The organism is Gordonia sp. PS3, from assembly GCF_041950545.1.
GTDB lineage: Bacteria > Actinomycetota > Actinomycetes > Mycobacteriales > Mycobacteriaceae > Gordonia > Gordonia sihwensis.
In genome coordinates this window covers 1,317,587-1,337,210 of sequence record NZ_CP169524.1, presented here as the reverse complement: position 1 = coordinate 1,337,210, position 19,624 = coordinate 1,317,587, and the positions used below count along the sequence as shown (strand labels likewise).

12 protein-coding genes are annotated in these 19,624 nt (G+C 66.1%); 5 read left to right on the top strand and 7 right to left on the bottom strand.

Translation table 11 applies throughout. The features are described 5' to 3' along the window. Window positions 1-8: 8 nt before the first annotated feature. Genes ACE11G_RS06165 through ACE11G_RS06155 form a run of 3 tightly spaced genes read right to left on the bottom strand, consistent with a single transcriptional unit; the run spans window position 9 to window position 2,054 of the window. Window positions 9-227 carry a dodecin gene (locus ACE11G_RS06165; RefSeq protein ID WP_006897834.1) on the bottom strand — a complete coding sequence of 73 codons (219 nt, stop codon included), beginning with the start codon at window positions 225-227 and terminating at the stop codon, window positions 9-11. Window positions 228-284: 57 nt separating this feature from the next. Continuing rightward, a complete protein-coding gene (locus tag ACE11G_RS06160; RefSeq protein WP_375003945.1) occupies window positions 285-968 on the bottom strand; it encodes an IMPACT family protein in 684 nt (227 codons plus the stop codon). Window positions 969-1,016: 48 nt separating this feature from the next. Continuing rightward, window positions 1,017-2,054, bottom strand: a complete 1,038-nt coding sequence (locus ACE11G_RS06155; protein WP_375003944.1) for a hypothetical protein — start codon at window positions 2,052-2,054, stop codon at window positions 1,017-1,019. Window positions 2,055-2,111: 57 nt separating this feature from the next. Here ACE11G_RS06155 and ACE11G_RS06150 point away from each other — a divergent pair, with 57 nt between their 5' ends. Next, window positions 2,112-2,693, top strand: coding sequence for a TetR/AcrR family transcriptional regulator (locus tag ACE11G_RS06150; RefSeq protein WP_375003943.1), 582 nt, complete (start codon window positions 2,112-2,114; stop codon window positions 2,691-2,693). 93 nt (window positions 2,694-2,786) lie between these two features. Here the strand turns inward: ACE11G_RS06150 and ACE11G_RS06145 are convergent, their stop codons facing one another. Further along, window positions 2,787-4,451: a DUF222 domain-containing protein gene (locus tag ACE11G_RS06145; RefSeq protein WP_375003942.1), complete on the bottom strand. Its 1,665-nt coding sequence runs from the start codon at window positions 4,449-4,451 to the stop codon at window positions 2,787-2,789. A gap of 206 nt (window positions 4,452-4,657) precedes the next feature. Between ACE11G_RS06145 and ACE11G_RS06140 the strand changes: the two genes are divergently transcribed. The 4 genes from ACE11G_RS06140 (at window position 4,658) to ACE11G_RS06125 (ending at window position 14,535) form a co-directional block, all read left to right on the top strand. Further along, on the top strand, window positions 4,658-5,401 hold the full coding sequence (locus ACE11G_RS06140; protein ID WP_375003941.1) for an N-formylglutamate amidohydrolase: 744 nt from the start codon (window positions 4,658-4,660) through the stop codon (window positions 5,399-5,401). A gap of 153 nt (window positions 5,402-5,554) precedes the next feature. After that, window positions 5,555-11,599: a DUF4011 domain-containing protein gene (locus ACE11G_RS06135; RefSeq protein ID WP_375003940.1), complete on the top strand. Its 6,045-nt coding sequence runs from the start codon at window positions 5,555-5,557 to the stop codon at window positions 11,597-11,599. Between the two features lie 74 nt (window positions 11,600-11,673). Beyond that, complete coding sequence (locus tag ACE11G_RS06130) at window positions 11,674-13,302, top strand: DUF726 domain-containing protein (protein WP_009677656.1); 1,629 nt, start codon at window positions 11,674-11,676, stop codon at window positions 13,300-13,302. A 102-nt stretch (window positions 13,303-13,404) separates the two neighbouring features. Next, window positions 13,405-14,535, top strand: coding sequence for an aminotransferase class V-fold PLP-dependent enzyme (locus tag ACE11G_RS06125; protein ID WP_009677655.1), 1,131 nt, complete (start codon window positions 13,405-13,407; stop codon window positions 14,533-14,535). A 39-nt stretch (window positions 14,536-14,574) separates the two neighbouring features. Here the strand turns inward: ACE11G_RS06125 and ACE11G_RS06120 are convergent, their stop codons facing one another. The 3 genes from ACE11G_RS06120 to ACE11G_RS06110 all read right to left on the bottom strand — a co-directional run bounded on the left by ACE11G_RS06120 (window position 14,575) and on the right by ACE11G_RS06110 (window position 19,596). Then, window positions 14,575-16,671 (bottom strand): DUF262 domain-containing protein, encoded by a 2,097-nt coding sequence (locus ACE11G_RS06120; RefSeq protein WP_375003939.1) that lies wholly within the window; start codon window positions 16,669-16,671, stop codon window positions 14,575-14,577. Between the two features lie 130 nt (window positions 16,672-16,801). Further along, window positions 16,802-17,137, bottom strand: coding sequence for a hypothetical protein (locus ACE11G_RS06115; RefSeq protein ID WP_009677653.1), 336 nt, complete (start codon window positions 17,135-17,137; stop codon window positions 16,802-16,804). Next, a complete protein-coding gene (locus ACE11G_RS06110) occupies window positions 17,134-19,596 on the bottom strand; it encodes an AAA family ATPase (RefSeq protein WP_375003938.1) in 2,463 nt (820 codons plus the stop codon). Before ACE11G_RS06110 ends, ACE11G_RS06115 begins: the two co-directional genes overlap by 4 nt. Window positions 19,597-19,624 lie beyond the last annotated feature (28 nt).

The window sequence follows — 19,624 nt, the reverse complement described above, 5'->3', positions numbered from 1 at the left end:
GAGCCTGCTCAGGTATCGCGCGGTTCCAGTGCGAACCCGATCTTGACGGTGACCTGGAAGTGCGCGATGGCGCCGTCCTCGATGTGGCCGCGGGTCGACACCACCTCGAACCAGTCGAGGTTCTTGACGGTCTCACCCGCCCGGCTGATCGCATTGCGGATGGCGTCGTCGGTGCCGGTGGTCGACGAACCCACGACCTCGATCACGCGGTAGACATTGTCGCCCATGACTCGCTCCTATCGATTGGGGTGCCTCTCCCCTGTCTATCAGTTCCGGCTCGGTCGTCAGCGGGTTTGGGCGTCTGGAACTGGCACGTCCACCCATGTCCGGCCCGCCGGCTCGGCCGTCCCCGCACCCGAGGTCGCCGCCGCGACCACCGCCTCGACGTCGTCGGCCTCGGCCGCGACCACCAGGGTCACGTCGGCGCCGTACTCGGTGTCGATCACCTGCGCGCCCTTCGAGCGGAGCAGCCCCTCGACACGTCCCGCGTCCGCGTGTGCCAGCCGGATCCGCCACAGCGAGCGCGGCTCCCGGCGCACCAGCGGTGCCGTCTGCAATGCCAGCGACACCGCGTCGCCGTAGGCGCGGACGAGCCCGCCGGCGCCGAGGAGGGTTCCGCCGAACCAGCGCACCACCACCGCGCAGACATCGCTGAGTCCGGCTCCCACCAGCACGTCGAGCATCGGGCCGCCGGCGGTGCCCGACGGCTCTCCGTCGTCGTTGGTGCGGGTCGTCTCGCCTCTGGCTCCCAGCACGAATGCCGAGCAGTGGTGCCGCGCGTCGCGGTGAGCGCGCCTCTGCTCGGCGATCAGTTCGCGGGCCGCGGCTTCGGAGTCCACGCGGCGCACCACGGCGAGGAACTTCGAGCGCTTCACATCGAGCGTCGCGACGGCGTCCGGCCCGCCGGCGAGCGTGAGATGACCGGTCGGGCCGGCGTCGGGTTCTGTCCGGGGCGGCCGAGTGTCCATGGAGTTCATCTTGCCGTACCACCGGCTGCGATCGCCGCGAGCGCGAACTCATCTGATCCCGAAGATCTTCACGAACATCGGCGTATCGAGCAGGGTGTGCGGTGCGATGGCGTGATAGGCCCACAGATGCGTCCACGCGTTGGCGCTGCGGATGGTGATGAAGGTCTTGAACATCCCCGGACCGGTGTAGAAGAGGAACAGGTACAGCACTGAGACGAGTGCGTCCGACGGCGAGGCGAAGTTGGTCCATCCGTCGAAGAAGTGCAGGGTCGCATATGTCAGACCGCCGAGCACCACCGTCGCGGGCACCGACCCGGTCAGCTTCAGGTACCGCGGCGTCAGGATGCAGTAGATGAAGACCATCGTCGGCAGAGCTGTGCCCGCCAACCCCAGCACGAGGGTCAGCGGGGCGCCCAGCAGTGCCTGATGCGCGGGCAGTCCGAGGATCGACGACGATCCCGCCACCGCCAACTGCACGGCCGACTCGATGAGCAGGACCACGACGATCAGCACGAGGTCGGCACGGCGGTCGGACGACGTCAGGCTCAGTTGCTCGGAGGTGTACCGCCGCCGGAAGACGATCAGCGGCACCACGGCGAACACGATGAGGTTGTACAACGCCCAGCTCAGCGTCTCCGGAATCGTCACGGGCTGGTCGGTGCGGATCACCATGCCGTCGAGGTGGAAGCTGAAGGCGTGCCAGCCGAAGGCGCGCCCGAGCAGGAAGCCGCCGACCATGCCCGCGACGCCGTAGCCGAGCGTCGCCGCCACCTCGGCGCGCGCCCTGGTCCGCTCGGGTGCCCGCGTCGCGACGTCGGGCACCCTCCGATGGCGCGTGAGCAGATGCACGACGACCATCAGCGCGAAGACCTCGAGATACATCAGGTCGGTGCCGATCACCTTCTGGGCGGTGGGCGGTTCGGCGAGTTCGCTCGCGTGCAGCGGCAGATGCCGTCCGGCCACCGCGATCAGCACCGCGTTGATCACCAACCATCCGGCGGCCGCGAGCCAGACGGCGCGACCGGGCCGTCGCCTCCGCCGTGATGCGGAGCGGCGGTCGAGGACCAGGTCTCGCGTGCCAGCCATACTAGAATCATACGCTCGTATCATACGAGTGTATAGATACTCGGCTACACTGTTCTCATGCCCGCCTCCTCCGTCCGCGACCGCATCCTCGACACCCTGCTGCGGCTGGCGGCCGAACGCGGCGCCGAGGGCGTCACCGTGCGGGAAGTCGCCTCCGCCGCCGCGGTGTCGATCGGCACCGTGCAGTACTACTGCCACTCCAAAGAGCAGATGCTGACGATGGCCTTCGACGAAGTGAACCGGCGGATCGCCGCCCGGGTCGACGCGATCGAGTACGACGGGCCGGTCGGTGCCGTGTTGCGACGCGCCCTCCTCGAGTTCCTCCCTATCGACGACGTGCGCCGCCGCGAGGCGGCGGTGTACCTCGCGTTCAGCACGCGAGCGGTGGTGGAGCCGACGCTCGCTGCCATCCGCCACGACCTCATCACCGAACAGCATCGGCTCTGCGCCGACGCCTTCCGGCTCGCGCAGCAACGCGGCCAGAACGTGACGGTCTTCGACGCCGATCAAGCCGCCTGGACCACCGTCGCTCTGATCGACGGACTCCTGCTGAATCTGTTGAGCGACCCGCGGGGACTGTCGGCGGCCGGCGCGATCGAGGCGGTCGACCGCCATCTCGGTGCCCTCACCCAGATCTGACCGGCGCCACGATCGGCATTCTCAATCAGCTCGAACGCGATGACACACCGGTTCATCCGCCCGCTCGGTGGCGCGGCCGGCGTTCTCGCACCCTCAGAACTGGGGCTCACCCCACTCCGTCCCCCACGCAGTCCCGCACTCCGTCCCGCACTCCGTCACCGAAGCTCCAGTCGGCACCACAGCCTCCACGACCTCACGAGCTCGACGATTCGCCGCCCGCCGCCGCATCCGGTACTGATGCTTGGCCTCCACTCGCGTACGCGGTCGTTCCGGTGCAACACCGGCGTGTCCGGATCCTGGGCGTGTCGGCGCCGGGTGTCTGCAAGTGAGGTGGCCGAGCTCCGGCAGGAGCCACATGTTCAACGCCCGCTGACGTACCGTGAACCCCTCCGGCGTGGTGACCTCTGTCCAGATCACACCGTTCGCGTCCACGACCTGATCGTCGACCCATCCGCCGACGAAGGTCTTCAGACCATGGTGGAAGCGGCACTTCGGATTCAGGTTGCACACGCACGTCGGGCCGCCGGCAGTCGGATCGGCGTGGTTGAACTCGCACACGTGGTCCAGGTCCGACTTCCACGCCGCCCGCTCGCATCCCGGCCACGAGCAGGTACCGAACAGACCCCGCATCGCCGCATCCACTGCCGCAGTCGGCCGATAGGCGTTGCCGGGCTGCGCCTGATGATCGACGAGCTCATCGAGATCCACCTCTCGCCGAACCGCGTCCGGACAAGCCGCCAGCTCCCGCGCGTGCTCGGCCGAGATCGGACCGTACCCGTCCAGATAGGCCGGGGTGTCGGACTCTCCTCCGAGAGTCTCCTTGCGAACCACCACGTGCAGCACCACCCGTGCGCACCGCGACGCGATCGCCTCCGCCGACAATTCGGCGGTGCAATCGTCCCGACCGCACTCGCATGCGAAGTCGGTCCCCGTCAGCCGCGCGACGGCCGCCGCCGATCGACGTTCGCCGCGCGTCCGCGGATCGTGCGGGCACACCCCGGCGATCACCGCGTCCAGCACGTCTTTCACGACCATCGCGTCCTCAGCCGAGGCCGTCACGATCACCTCTGACACGCCCTCGCCGAGCGTGTTCACCCGCACTTGCTTGGCGAGCTTGACCTGCTCGCGGGTCAACGTCACGGCATCTGGATCATGCTCAGCCACAATCGAACTCACCAGCGATTCCACCCGGGCGGCCGACAGCGCGCCTGCGTCGGCAAGCGTGTGCGCGATCTCGGCGTCGATGAAAGCCAGCAGATCCGAATCGTCGACGAGCGCCGTCTGCTCGACCACCCGACGAAACCACGCCGGGCAGATCAGGCCGTCACGCATCAACCGGCCCACCGCCGGAATCCGCTCCATGCACGCCACCGCGGCCTCCACGAAATGCTCGGCCGTGCACTGCCTCACCCCCGCCACCGTCGCATAAGACGCCGCGACCTGGCACAGCGGATCGTAGAGCCGTGTGTACGCGTCGGCACCCGACTCGACACCGCCGGCCGGGCCATCGGACTCGGCCTGCTTCGCTAGCAGCAGTGCATGCACCGCTTCGTAGCGATGCCACAACACCAGCCCCTGGTAGCAGTCCGCCCGCGCCGCGAACCCGAGCAGAGCAGCACGATCGGCCCGCGAGGTGCAGTCCGCCGACTCTCCCGTAGCTCCCGGACGACCGATCCGAATCACGATCGCACTCTCGTCGACCACCACCGACGAGCCCGCCGACGCGGATCCCGAATCACCTCTGACCTTGATGTTCATTGATCCCCCTCCGTTCGAATCGAACTTGCATTCGATGTTATCCGGAGGGTCTGACATGAATGATCGCGAGGACTTCCGCCGACCCTGAGCGGACCGCCACGTGTAGATCGAGGATCCGGATTGTCGTAGGCCCGTGCTTGTCTGTCACGTTGCCGCATGGGCGGGGACGTGCCGTTCGTCGGCGCCACTACGTGTGAAGGACCAACATGCCCCCTCGCGCAACGATTCTCAACGGAAACCCCGACTCGCCGGTCCTGCTTCATGTCGCCCGCCGTGCTCAGCTCGCGCTGCCGGATTCCATCGCACCGTCGATCCCACTCGAGTCCCTGGACGCCGCAACCGAATCGGTGGCCAAGTGCGCGCGGACGCACGCGGCGGTTCGCCCGCACCTGATCGTGAACGACCTCTCGCCGCTACCAGAAGCAGCACGTCTGCCCGGTGATGCGGACCCGATCGACCACATCCAGCCCTACGCCTGGCTGGTAACCGATCTGATCGAAGAGCGGTTGACCGCGACCGGCCGCGCCGTGATCGTCGACATTAGTTCGTACCCGAACGAGTCGACTCCAGTCGACGATCAGCCGCAGCCACACCCCGAGGTCTGTCGCGGCATCGACTTTTCACACACTCCGGCGGCGCTTCTCGATGCGGCGGTCATCGCGTTCGGTGAGTTGGTCTCCGCCGGACCCGACATACCGCAGCCGCGGCGGTACGTGCCCCAGACACAGTACGGAAACGACCAGCGTGTCCAGGCGATCACGGTGGCGATCCGCAACGACGTCCTGCTCGACGGACACTTCGCGGTCAACCCGGAGTCGGTCGAGCGACTGGGCCGAGCGATCGGCGAAGTGATCGGGGCACGGGTGTCACCACCCGCGGTACACCAGGACGACAGCTCCCCAGACCTGTCGATCGAACGGACGAATGTCAGACCCCAGTCCTATAGTTAAGCCCTTAAGTAAGGCAAGTAAGGCAAGTAAGGCATCTCACTCAAACTGGAGGATCGTGGCACCGACTTCCCGGCCAATCGACCGAGATCGCTCAAGTCGACCGCTCTTCCGCCCTCCTATTCACCCTCCAGTAACGCGCTCCAGGAGATCACTGTGACCCCTTCTCTCGTCCTCGGTCATGACGCGTCCGACGGCGCGGTCAAGCTCGACGTCTTCGCCCACCCGATCGCGAATCTCGCTCTGCTGCACAACAATGTGCCGATCTTGCGGTCGGTTCAGATCACGAACGTCAGCGATCGGCCGATCGACGACCTGCGCGTGACGGCACGACTGTCCGGGTTGGCGGACGGCACTGCTCCCGAGTGGTCGGAGACGCTGCCGCGACTCGCGCCGGGCGAAGCACATCGCTGGGAACTGATCCGCGCGGTCGCTCCCTCGCGCCACCACCTGAGCACCCTCAACGAGGCGTACGACGCACAGATCGTCGTCGCGGCCGGGGTCGACGAACGGTCGATCTCCGTCGACATCCCGCTGCGACTCCTCGCCCAGAACGAATGGTTCGCCGCCTCCTTCTGTTTCGAATCGCTCGCATCGTTCGTCCAGCCGAACACGGCCGGGGTGCACGCCCTGCTCAGCGAGGCGTCGGACATCCTCCAGACCTCCACCGGCAGCAATTCGCTCGAGGGCTACCAGGGCGGTCCCCAGCGTGCCGGCACCATCGCCGCCGCCGTCTACGCCGCTCTGTGTGCCCGGAACCTCCGCTACATCAACCCGCCGGCGTCGTTCGAGAACCTCGGTCAGAAGATCCGCAGTCCACAGGACGTTCTCGATCAGCGGTTCGGCACCTGTATCGACCTTGCGGTGCTGTACGCAGCCTGCCTCGAACAAGCGGGCTTGAACCCGCTGATCTGGCTGACGAAGGGTCACGCCTTCGTAGGATTCATGCGCGAGGACACCGCTTTGCCGCGCCCGGTCCTCGATGAGCCCAACAAGATGCTGAACCTCGCCGAGTCGGGCCGCGCGGTGATCCTGGAGGCCGCCTTCTACGGCGGTGAGAACGCTCCCACATTCCTCCAGGCGGTCAACGCGGCGGCGAAGCACCTGGCGAATCCGTCGAGCCTGATGTTCGTCCTCGACGTCCGCGCGGCAGGCAACGCCGGTGTCACACCCTTCGCGACCGGCGTGCAGACCGAGCAGCAGATGGCGCAGGCCGAGCTCTCGAAGGCTGCGGCCACTCGTGATCTGTCGCTGCCCGCCACCCTGACCGCAATCCGCGACGACGACCAGGTGCTCGACCTCACCGACAACGCCCCCACTCGCGTCAAGAAGTGGAAGCGCGCACTGCTCGACCTCAGCACCCGTAATCGCCTGCTCAACATGCGGCCGTCGCGGGAGGTGATTCATCTCGTCCTGCCGGGACAGGCACTCGCCATGGCGGACGATCTCGTCCATGCGGGCAAGAAGCTGACGCTCCGCCCCGGCGACGACTTCAGCGGCGTGCAGGTCCTCAGCGGCGTCCGCTCGCCGTTCGACCTCGGCGAAGACGCGCTCATCGATGTCCTCGCCAAGCGCCGCGAAGTCTTCGCGATGGTCAGCGAGCAGAAATACCTCGCGACGATGAAGCACCTGCAGCGCAGCGCCCGCACACTCCTGGAAGAAACGGGCAACACCAACCTGTTCATCGCGTTCGGGTCGCTCGTCCACCGCACCACGACCGGCAGCGAGGCCAACGCTCCGCTGTTCCTCCTCCCGGTCCGCGTCGTCGGCGGGACCGGCAAGAGCCGCTACGAGATCATCGTCGACACCACCGGTATCGCCGCACCCAACCACTGCCTCATCGAATGGCTGCGGGTCAAGCACAACGTCGTCATCGACGCCCTGAACAACCCGCCTACCGACGAGTCCGGCATCGACATCCCCGCCGCACTGTCCGCGATCCGCGAAGCGTTGCTGCACAACAACCTCGACTTCCGGATCGACGAGACCGCGGCGATCGCGATCTTCAAGTTCGGCACCCTCGGCCTGTGGCAGGACCTGCAGGAGTCGTGGGACACGCTGGAGCAGAGCCCACTCGTCCGCCACCTCACGCACACCGCGGGTGAGACGTTCATCGATCCCGAGGCCACCTCCGACGAGCCGCTCGACGCGTTCAAACCGCGCGAGACCACGCATCCGCTGCCCGTCCACTACGACGGCTCGCAGCTGAAGGCGATCGAGCTCTCCGCGGCGGGACGCACGTTCGTCCTCGAGGGACCTCCCGGCACGGGCAAGTCCCAGACCATCACCAACCTGATCGCCCGGAACCTCGCTGCCGGACGAACCGTTCTGTTCGTCGCGGAGAAGCAGGCCGCGCTGCAGGTCGTGAAGCGACGTCTGGAGGCCGTCGGACTGGCGCCCTTCACGCTCGACCTGCACGGTGCCGCGCAGAAGAGTGAGAACATCCGCAAGCAGTTGAAGGACGCCCTCGAGTTCAAGGCCGACTACAACCAGCGCACCTGGGACACCGAGGTCGCGACCTGGCGTGTCCGGCATCAGACTCTCGACGTGTATCCGGGCTTGATCCACGACCGCAACGCCGCCAACGACTCGCTGTGGAGCGCGGCGCAGGCGGTCGCGAGCAACCCGGACAGTCCGTATCTCGACATTCCGATGACGTTCGCCGCGACCACCTCGGCCGAGCAGATGCGCGTCGTGCGCGACGCCCTGCTCGACTTCGGCCGCACCGCCAGACCGGCCGACACCGTCCCCGACAGCCCGTGGGTGATCGGCGCCGAGGTCGGGACCGACGATGTGCTCGCTGCGGAATGCGCCCGGGCCGGGCGAGCTCTTGCCGCACTTCACGCCGACCCGGCCGCGGAACGCATCGCCGGTACGCTCGACGATCCCGACGCGATCGACACGCTCGTCGCCCATGCGCGGTGGGAGGCCGGCTCGCCGGTCGTGACGGCGGACGAACTCGTCAGGTTCCAGAATCCGGCCTGGCAGCAGCAGTATCAGCACTGCACCGGCCAATTCACGACATTCATCGAGCGCACGCGGCCGTACACCGATCGCTTCATCCCGACCTTCCTCACCACCGGCGACGCCGCGACGATCGCCACCGCGATCCGCGACTCGCAACACGGAATGCTCGGTAAGCGCAAGCGCGCCGAACAGGCCACGGTCCTGCTGCGCGCGGTCCTCAACCCTGGCGTCGACGTCACGCTCGAGGACGCTCTGCCTCTCCTCGACTCGATCCCCGGATTGCGCGCCGAGCACCAGAGCCTCCGCGCTTCCGTCGCCGACGTGCTCGGGAGCCACCTCCCGACCACGTGGGATCCGCTCGACCCCGCCGCTCGCACCATCCTCGACGGCGTCGCCGCGCGGCTGTCGACGGTGTTCGAGTTCGCCCGGAACCACCCCCGCGAGTGGCAGGCGCTGCGAGCCGAGAGCGCGGTGGGCCCACAGACCCTCGACGTGCTGTCCGAGCTCGGGGCCGCGTGGCGGTCCTGGGTCGGAGCCCTCGGTGCCACGATCGACTCCCAGGCCCGGTGGCGCGGCGGTCGTCGCTGGCTCGACGCGTGGGACCAGACCCAGGCGGCGTGGTCGTCGGACATCACGGACCGCGGCGCGGCGGTCGTGCGGCGATACGTCACCCTGCAGAACCACCTCCAGCCCTTGCGGAACGCGGGGCTCGACGCCATCGCCGACGACCTCCTCGCCGGCCGCACCCCCGCAGCCGAGGGCGAGGCGCGATTCCTCGCCGGCCTCGCCCGGACCTCCGTCCGCGAGCGGTTGGCGCATGGCGGTCTCACCGAGTTCGTTCAGGCCAAACAGGACGGCAACGTCGGCGACTTCGCCGCCGCGTCAGACAGGATCCGTGAACTGCTCGCCGACGCGCTCCCCGCGCAGCTCGCCGCCCAGCGCTCCTTCGATCCCGATCGCCTCACCGGGAAGTTCGGCGATCTCCATCGCGCGCTCGGCGGCAAGCGCAATGCGTCGACCGTGCGGTCGCTCGTCCACAAGTACGGCCCCGAGATCCAGGCCGCCGCACCGTGTTTCCTCGTCAGTCCGAGCTCACTGGCGCAGTACGTGCCGCCGGGCTCCATCACCTTCGACGTCGTCGTCTTCGACGAGGCCTCCCAGGTCACCGTCGCTCAGTCCATCGGCGCCCTCGGACGCGCGAAGTCCGCGGTCATCGTCGGCGATTCGAAGCAGATGCCGCCCACGATGATCGGCGTCGCCTCCGGCGGTGACGCCGAGGACGAGGAGGATCTTGAGGAATCGGTTCCCGAAGATCTCGAGAGCATCCTCACCGAGTGCGTCGAATCCGGCGTGCCCCGACTCCCACTCACCTGGCACTACCGGAGTCAGGACGAGTCGCTGATCGCGTTCTCGAACGAGAAGTACTACGACTCCAAGCTCGCCAGTCTGCCCAGCCCGGGACGAAGTGCCGACGCCGGGATCGAGTGGCGCCGCGTCGACGGTCACTTCAACCGCGAGGACACGAAGAACGACTACCGCACCAACCGCGTCGAAGCCGACGCGATCGTCGAGGAAGTTCGACGCCTCGTCCACGCCACTCCTCCGCAGCGCAGCATCGGCATCGTCACCTTCAACCGCCAGCAGCAGGACATGGTCCTCAATCTGCTGGAGGAGACGAAGGACGAGACCATTCTGGATCTGTTGGACGCCGACGCCGTCGACGGTCTGTTCGTCAAGAATCTGGAGAACGTCCAGGGCGACGAGCGCGACGTGATCCTGTTCTCGACCGCGTTCTCGAAGCGGCCCGGCGACTCGCAGATGCCGCTGAACTTCGGTCCGCTCACACGCGCCGGCGGCGAGAAGCGGCTCAACGTCGCCGTCACTCGCGCCAAGCGCAAGGTGGTCGTGTTCAGCTCGTTCGACCCGACCGACATCGACTTGAGCCGGACGCGTTCGATCGGCATGGCGCACCTGCGCGGCTACCTCGAAGCCGCCGCGGCCCAGACCTCCGGCACCGAGACCTTCGACCCGAAGAGCTCCGACTCCCTGCAGACGCAGATCGCGGACACGCTGCGCGACAACGGATTCGAGGTCCAGCAGAACTACGGGATGTCGGACTTCGTGGTCGACATCGCCGTCCGCTCGCCGCAGTCGGAGCGGTGGCAGGTCGCCGTCATGCTCGACGGGCCGCGGTGGGATCGCCGCGAGACCGTCACGGACCGCGACGTGATGCCCGGTCTCCTGCACGACCGCATGGGCTGGAGCAGCGTGCTGCGCGTCTGGCTGCCGGAGTGGCTGAGCGACTCCCAGTCCGCGATCGCTCAGGTGCGGGCAGCTGTGGAGGTGGCCGAGGAGGAGCGGGCGGAAGCCGAACGTGCTGCCGCTGAACAGGCTGCGGCCGAGCGAGTCGCAGCCGCGTCCGCGAACGGCGAGCGGCCCCACGACGTGCCGGTCGATGACGAATCGTCACCCCCGGACGAAGTCGTTGCGGCTCCTGCCGTCGAGGAATCCGAGGATCCTGCAGACGTTTCGGCGCCCGAATCCAAGACCGTCCTCGAATCCCCCATCCCCTCGGAGGCCCCCGAGGGGTACGACGACGCCCCGGCATCCCAACCATCGTTGGTCATCGCGAGCACCGCGGCCGCGACGATCGACGAGCCGACGTCTCGCGTGCCCGTCAAGCAGGTGTATCAGCAGGTACCGACCACACCACTCGGTTCCCGCGACGATCTGGAGAACACCGACGACGCGGCCCTGCGCGCCACGATTCGCAACGCATTGATCGACACCGTCAACACCTGCGGGCCGATCGAACTGACCGCCCTCAGCGGAAGCATCGTGCGCCGCTTCGGATTCGAGAAGGCTCACGGACGCCGCAGGCAGTTCGTCGAGACTCTGCTGCCGTCGAACCTGATCAAGTACGGAGATCTGGGGTCGTTCGTGTGGCCGGTCCAGCTCGATCCGGGTACGTGGTCGGCATTCCGAGTTCCCGCTGTCGGCGACGACAAGCGCGCACTCGACGAGATCGCCCCGGAGGAGATCATCAATGCCCTCGTCTACGCGGCCGATGGCCGTCGAAAGGACGCGGAGCAGGTGGTTCGCGCGGCTCTTGGCGAATTCGGCCTGACACGACTTGCGCAGCCTTCGAGAGATCGTCTCGAGTCGTGTCTTGACCTGGCACTTCAAACAGGCCAGATCACCTTCGACGACGGTGTCTACCGGGCCGCCCGCTGAACGTCTGTCTCAGAACCCTCACCCGAACTAGCGATCAATCCTCAACCACCACCTCTTACATCACGCGAGGACCTATGCCCACCACACTCACGTTCACGCCGGCATCTCATTCGGGAATGTCATGTGAAGTTCGTTCCCCTCTCGGCTTCCGTCTCACTGTCTCCGGCGACCTGAGCGATGTCGAACCTGTCGTCGACGGCGACAACCTGATGACCGAGAACCGGGCACTCGTGCACAACACGTGGGCGTACGCCCGTCACGAGAAGCTGTACCGACGTTCGAAGGCTGCCGACAAGAAACAAAGTCATCTGAAGCAAGCTGCTGCCCACGAAAAGGTCGTCAAGGAGTTGGCTCCTCTGGTGGAAGCACCCGGCGACAAACTGAAGTCTGACTACTGCTCGGGGTGCTACACGCTCGCCAATCATCGCAGTGTCAAGTCCTCAGCGACACGCGTCCCGACGTACCTGTGTCAGGAATGTGGGACGCCGACCCTCACCTGTGCCGCCCCGAACTGCACCTACATGGCGATCCGCCGGCCGGGAGCGGTGCGAGTACCTCGCTTCTGTGCCGAGCATCGGCACGACATCCCTAGCTTCGAGCGCGCCACGGAGAAGGTCGACGACATCGCCGACTACGCGCAGTTGCACGAGTTCGACGAGCGAAACCTCTCCCGGTTGTCCAAGGTTGCGATGGCGATCGGAGCAGGAGCTGGCGTCGTGGCGACGGGCGGCATGCTCGCCGCGCCGGCGATCGGCGGAGCTATCGGAAGTCTGGCTGGGTACACCGGCGCTGCCGCGACCAGTTACGGTCTCGCCTTGCTCGGCGGAGGTTCCGTCGCGAGCGGAGGAGCCCTCGCATTCGGCATGGTCGGCGGGACATATGTCGTCACTGCCGCCGGCGCCGCGCTGGGCGGAGCAATGGGCAGCATCATCACCAACTCCTACATCGGCGAGGACCCTTCGTTCAGTATCAAGAAGTTTCGCGACGGCACCGGAACCCCCGTGATCGTCGCGCGCGGCTTCCTGACGGAGAGCGACACCGAATGGAGTGCCGCGATGCAGATGGTGGAACGTCGTTATCCTGATTCGCCGATCTACCGCGTGCATTGGGGCAGTAAGGAACTGAAAGCACTCAGCAAGCTCGCGCTGAAGGGCATCGGGGCCCAACAGGCTGCCGCTGGAGTGGCCGGCGCAGCGGCGCGGGCCGGCAAGGTCGCCGCCAAGAAGGTGCCAGTGGCCGGTGCGCTTTTCATCGGCACCGAGGTCGTCAAAAATCCGTGGCACACCGCACTTGTTCGGGCCGACCGCACAGGCGTCGCGCTCGCCGGTGTGATTGCGCGGACGACTGCGGAGCGTTACATACTGGTCGGCCACAGTCTAGGTGCCCGAGCGATGATCACCGCAACTGAGACCCTCGGCACCAGCGCGGGTGCACCGCGAATCCAAGCACTGCATGTACTCGGAGCCGCAGAAGGAGCCAAGGGCGATTGGCGTCCCCTGAACGACGCCGTGGATGAGTGCGTGCATAACTACATGTCTAAGAACGACAAGGTTCTGAAGTTCGCCTACCAATCAGCCCAAGCCGGTAGTAGGCCGCTGGGTCTGTACGGCTTCGGCTCAAGCTTTCCGAAGATCAAGGATCACGACGTCACGGCAAACGTGTCGGGCCACTCCGAGTACTTCTCCAACGTTCGGCTGAGATAGGCCGCGCGGGCAATGTGGATACCGAGGTGGCGAACCCTCGCCCAGCTGCGATCGCTCCAGGCCGACTACGTGCGAACGACCACGACATGAGACCCTGGACGGGTGACTCTTCCTCATGACGACATCGATCCGGACGGCCTGCTCGAGTACTCGGTGGTGTTCACCGACCGCTCCCTGAACCACATGTCCAAGCGGTTCATCGGCGTCATGCAGGATCTTCTCGGCATCCTGCGCACCACCTACCAGGCAGGCAGCGTCGCTGTCGTGCCTGGCGGCGGCACCTACGGCATGGAGGCCGTCGCCCGTCAGCTGGCGACCGGTCGTCGTGCGCTCGTCGTGCGCAACGGCCTGTTCTCCTTCCGGTGGTCGCAGATCCTCGAGGCCGGCGGCATCACCGATCAGGTGACCGTGTGCATGGCTCGTCCGACGAGCGACGCGCACCAGACCGCGTGGGCCCCGGCACCGATCGACGAGGTCGTCGCCGCGATCCGCGAGCAGCGCCCGGAGATCGTCTTCGCGCCCCACGTCGAGACCGCGTCCGGCATCGTGCTGCCCGACGACTACCTGACGACTCTCGCCACCGCAGTCCACGAGGTCGGTGGACTGTTCGTCCTCGATTGCGTTGCATCCGGCGCGCTGTGGGTCGACATGGAGGCGATCGACGTCGACGTCCTCCTCACCGCCCCTCAGAAGGGCTGGAGCGGCACCCCGTGCGCCGGCTACGTGATGCTGCGGGAGCGCGGCCGCGACGCCGTCCTCAACTCGACGTCCACCAGCTTCGCGATGGACCTGCGCAAGTGGCTGTCGATCAGCGACTCGTACGTCGACGGCCAGGCGCCGTACCACGCGACGATGCCCACCGACTCGCTTGCGCACAACGTCGAGCTCATGCAGAAGACCGTCGACCTCGGCGTCGAAGAACTGCGCAAGCGCCAGATCGAGCTGGGTACCCGCGTCCGCGAGTTGCTCGCCGCACACGGCATGCCGTCGGTCGCCGCCGAGGGCTTCGATGCCGCGACGGTGGTCGTCGCCTTCACCGACGACGCCACCCGCAAGACCGGCGCCGCGTTCAAGGAGGTCGGTCTGCAGATCGCCGCCGGCGTCCCGCTGCAGTGCGGCGAGGGCGAGGACTACTCATCGCTGCGCATCGGCCTGTTCGGCGTGGACAAGCTGATGGATGTGGATGGGACCGTTGAGCGGTTGAGTGCTGCGCTGAAGCGGCTGCAGGGGTAGGGACTGGCCTGCGTACAGACCCCGACGTAACGGCGGAGGCTATCCTTTCGAAGCGAGGAAGTCCGCTCGCAGGTCGTTGAGCTTCCGTCCGTCGTCGAGGACCCAGAAATGCCACCCGTTGGTGGCACGCTTCCGCACGTGGTGACCGGCGCCAGAGGGCGTGCTGAACTCACGCCCGTCGAGTGCAAGCGTTCCGTGCGCCGTCACGATTGCCCGGGTTCCCGCCAAGTCTTGTGAAACTGGCTGGACGACCTCCCCCGGGGCCAGCAAGCCGGCGTCGATCAGATGCTTGAGCTCCACCCACTCCTGTGGTTTAGATTGCGGGTCGAGCACCGTGCCCGTATGACCATCCGGCACCGGCCACACGGTCAACAAGGTGTCGATCATCGATTCAGTCCGCTGGTCGATCATCTCCTCGTCCCATTCGGCGCCACTCGTCGACTCAACGAGTCTGCCGGTGAGCGTGAGGGTGTTGTTCTGGAGCAACGCCGAGCGCTTGATCGGCCACGGTGAGTTCGACACCTTTGAGTTGAGCTTCTGGGTCAACAACGTCAGATTTCCGAGGCGATGCACATGGTCCTGGCGTCTGAGCGCCGCGGCATCGTCGCCTACGGGCCAGTTCTCCTCCCACTTCTGAGGCAGGATGTGCTCGATCGGAAGGCCACTGCGCGGCACTTGAGGTTGACCGGTCTCGGCCCGGTACTCGTTCTCGATCGCTTCAAGAAGCGACCGCAGACGTGGCCTCGGGAACCGCCGGTAGACGTTCTCCGACACCAACGTGCTTCGGACCTCCGCGTCCCCCGGCCAGTAGCTGCTGGTGAAGTTCAACCTCGAGAGGTACTCCGTCACACGCTTCACCAGTTCGTCTGCCGGCGTCGCTGTATTGACACGCATGAGATCGGCGACGACGCGACCGATGTCGGTGTTCGTCAGCCGAAGAAGCTGGCGACGTTGGACCCAGCTCTCGCATACCCCCACAACTTGGTCGATGACCGACGATGGCAGCTGACGAGCGGGCTCGTGCAGCCATATGAGGAGGGGCTTGAGCACCTCCGATCCGGCGGCCTTCATTCGATAAACGGCCAGCTCGGTCCGATCCAGGGAACCCTCCGCACGGCTCGCAGCATTCGTCCACCCTTCGTACGCGTCCGCCTGCTGTTTGATCACGGGGAGCAACTCCCCGACCCTACTGTCGGGGAGATGTTCGACGTAGCTCTTGAATCGCGTGAAGGTCGCCTGGAGGCGGACATCCTCGCCGGTCCGCGCCATCAGCCACTGATTGATGAACACCGAGCTCCTGCTCGCGAGGTAGCGTCCGATACTGACTTCCGCCGCCCAGAACTTGGTCTCGAAGGGCCAGACCTCCTTGTACACCTCTTCGGCGTCTCCGCCCTCGGCCTCGATCCGCTGGAAAACGAAGTTGCGGACGAGATCGGCCGCGGTGAGCGGGGTGCCACGGGCGTTCAGCGTCTCGAAGATCTCTTGCGAGTCCTCTGCGGCCGCGAGTTCGATGGTGACCAGCTGAAGATCGGATTGCAGCACCGTCGCCAGAGCCTCCGCCCTGTCTACGAATCTGTCGTCGTCAACGTCTCCAAGCCACTGCGCGGCGGCCGTAGTGAAGAACTGGTGTGCGCGAACGATCAGTGAATCGCCGGCAACCAATGCGGGATAGTCGACCGGCGGCTCGGCATCCATCACCTCGTCGAATGCGGCGCGATCATTGTTGAGGTGGCGCAGCTTGAGTCGGCTCTCGCCCACTGGCACGTAGTCAGGAGAGTTGTGCGTCAACGCCTCGAGACGGCGACCATAGCGATCGGTGCCGTCCCGCATGATGGCGGCACTGACTGCATCCATCATGATCTGCAACGTGGTGAGCCGCTGCTGTCCGTCGATGACGTTCCACATCGGCATCGTGTAGCTCCGCGATTCACTTCCCTGCAGCACGACAGCGCCGAGGAAGTGCTGGACGACTCGGCCCGGCTCTGCCAGGTGGAAGTCGGCGACTCGACAGACGTCCTTCCACAGTGGTTCCCACTGCTCTTCCTGCTTCCACACATACCCTCGCTGAAACAGCGGAATCACGAAGTGCTGAGGCTGGATGAACAGTTCCTGTGGTGTGCGCTTGTTGGTCTCCACACGGCGATCATGACATGCATCGCGGACAGCCTGTGCGAATCTTCTGCCACAGGAAGACGTTGCACGAAGAGAACTCGTCATCGCCGTTTCGACCGACTCAGTCCACGTTCATCAGCTCACCGCCGTCGCGTCACACGAGCGCTGCGCACAGCGCACGCACCTCGGACACGGTCGGCGGCAGCTCGTATGAGTGGTGGTGGCAACACTCGCTCAGTCGATGCCAGGCGTAGATCAGGTTGGTGCCGGGACCGTGCCGATCAAGCGACTTGAGGATCGATATCTTCGACCGCATCGTTCCGTTCGGGCACGGTGCGCCGAGTTCCTCGCACCGTTGATCGATCAAGATCTCGGCTGCCTGCCGCGCGAGGAACGCCGCGAGGCGCGCGGAGTTGCCCGACTCAACGGTGACGCCCCCGGAGAGCAGCGCGGACGCATGGCCGAGGAGCGCGAGCGCCGCCGTGTTCATCGACCGTCCAGAATGTCGTCCACCGTATTGCGCAAGTCTCTGACCGATCCGCGATCGAGGATCTGACCGTTGTGAACACCCTTGGTACAGACCCTGAGCGTCGCGTTGCGGTACTGCCGATGATTCACCCAACTGCCCAGCGGCCTCTTCTGATCGCCATACACCGCCAGCGCCACCGACGGGCCCGTGTTTCGCACGTCCGACCACCGCTTCTCCGCCGTACCGATGGCGTTCCCCTCCTTCATCGACTCAGTGAAGAATCGTTGCCGGGCCGCAGCTTCCACCGCGAGGCGGAACAGTCCCGGTGCCGCCCGCGCCTTCACCAGATCGGTGACCCCGTCATCGACGATGAGCGCGAACGCGTCGTCGACGTACCGGTGAGCCGGCGACTCGGCGCGCTTCGCGATGACCCGCGATCCAGGTTCGCGGCTCACCTCGATCAAATCTGCTTCCACCGACATCCTGCGGATGGCGGCAGGCAGCCGGTCGTCGTGCGAGAACACGATCACCTGCCGGGTTTTCGACAGCTCTTCCAAGACAGTGAGGAAGCCGTCGATCTTCGCCGGGTCCATCGCCTGGATCGGATCGTCGAGCACGAGGAACCCGAACGGGCTCGCACCGACTGTCGCACGCGGGATGAACAGCGCGAGAGCCAGCGCGTGCAGCTCCCCCTGACTCATCACCGAGAGCACGCCGGTTTCCTCGCCGTCCACGGCCCCGCGCACGCTCACGTGCCGTTGAGTCGAGGTCCCGGAGCCTTCGAGCGCGATGCTGCCGAGGTCGACGCCACTCTCCTGCCGGAGCAGCGCCCAGATGTCTCGCGCGGCTGACTCGATCGGCTCCAGTCGTCGCTCCCTGAGAACCTCGCCTTGATCGCGCAGCCAGTCCTTGGCCGCGGTCAAACGATCGAGTCGTCCCTGCTTCTCTCGTGCTGTCTTTTCCGCCCGCATCCAGGCTGCGACCTCGACGGCGACCGGCGACCACGCGTCCTCCAGCTCGTCGGCACGCTGCCTCGATTCCGCCGCAAGCGTTTCCGCGGCGTCGATCACCTCGGGCATCCTCGCATCGAGATGCGAAGCCCACTCTGCGGAATCGTCGGGCAGAGCGCGCGCTGCGGCGACCGCCGTCTGATAGGCGTCATGCGATTCGAGCTCGATCCCGCTCACGTCCATCGTCGCGAGTCCGCCGAGAATCGACTCCGCGTCGTCTTTCGCGGATACGAGTCGGGCCAGCGCTGTGCGATGCTCACCGAGCCGGGCATCCGACTCGTGGAGCGTTGTCGTTGCGCGGTCATCCCACCCTTCCGGAAGGGGACGATCGCAGACCGGACAGTCGTCCGCTTCTGCCGCCGCCACGTAGGCACGCGCGGAACGCAGCAAGTCGGCCTTCTCGGCCAGTAGTTCCAGAACCCGGGCAGTCCCTCCGACCACCGCCGCGTGAGCTGACCGCAGCTCGGCAGTGCGCCCGACAACGTCATCGAGCGTCACCCTGGGCTGCTCGGCGAAGGCCCGCAACGCATGGATGACCATGGTCTGCGGTGAACTGCTGCCCGCAATCGCCGCAGACACGACCTCCAGGTCGTACGGGCGACGCTTGACCTCGGCAAGCACCGCCGCAGCACGCGGATCGTCGCACGCCGCCAACGACTTCTTCAAGAGGCGCAACGAAGCGTCGGCGGCCTTGCGATCCTCGCCTGCGGCCCTGCACTCTGCATTGATCCGCTTCTCCGCGTCGCCGATCTCGTCGAGTCCGAGGATCTTGTTGAGTGCGTCGTACAGCGCGGACCGGCCGTCCTCGAACAATCCGCCGACCTCGTCGTAACTGAGAATCGGCCGATAGATCTCGGCCGGCCTCGTCCATCCCAACGTGTCGAGGTCGGTCTTGGCACCGTCTCCGAGTTTGGCCCAGAACGTTGCCGCTTCGACGTCCTTCTCATCGGCGGCCCACTTGACGCCGACCTGGACGGCGAACGAATCGTGGTCCAAGTCGTCGGGCTCACCCACGAAGTTGAGCGAGATGGTGCATGGATGCCCGTGGTGCTTGTTCCGCCACGAGTCTTTCCAGAACGCCGCCTTCTTGTCCTTCGACCATCGGTAGCTCTTACCTGTGATGGCGAACTCGAGCGCCTCTGCGAAGCTCGACTTGCCCGACCCGTTTCGCCCGCTCACCACCGTGATGCCCGGGCGCGGGCTCACGTTCAGTGTCGCCCTGGCACCGATTCCGCGGAAACCCTCAACGGCGATGCTCCGTACGTAGGCTTTGACTGGATCGGCACGCAGCTCGCCACCGGGGTGCGGCTTCGGTTGCTGGGCCCCGGAATCACCGAGTTGAGTCGCCAGCTCAGCGTCACCCTTCATCGCTGCGGCGACGATGAACGCCACTTCATCCTGGGTATCGGTCTGCTCGAAGAGGTCCCAAACTTCTTCTTCTGTAGTCCGTGCGCCGATCCCGCCAGACATTGTGGCCTCCGTCCGGTGTCATGAGGTT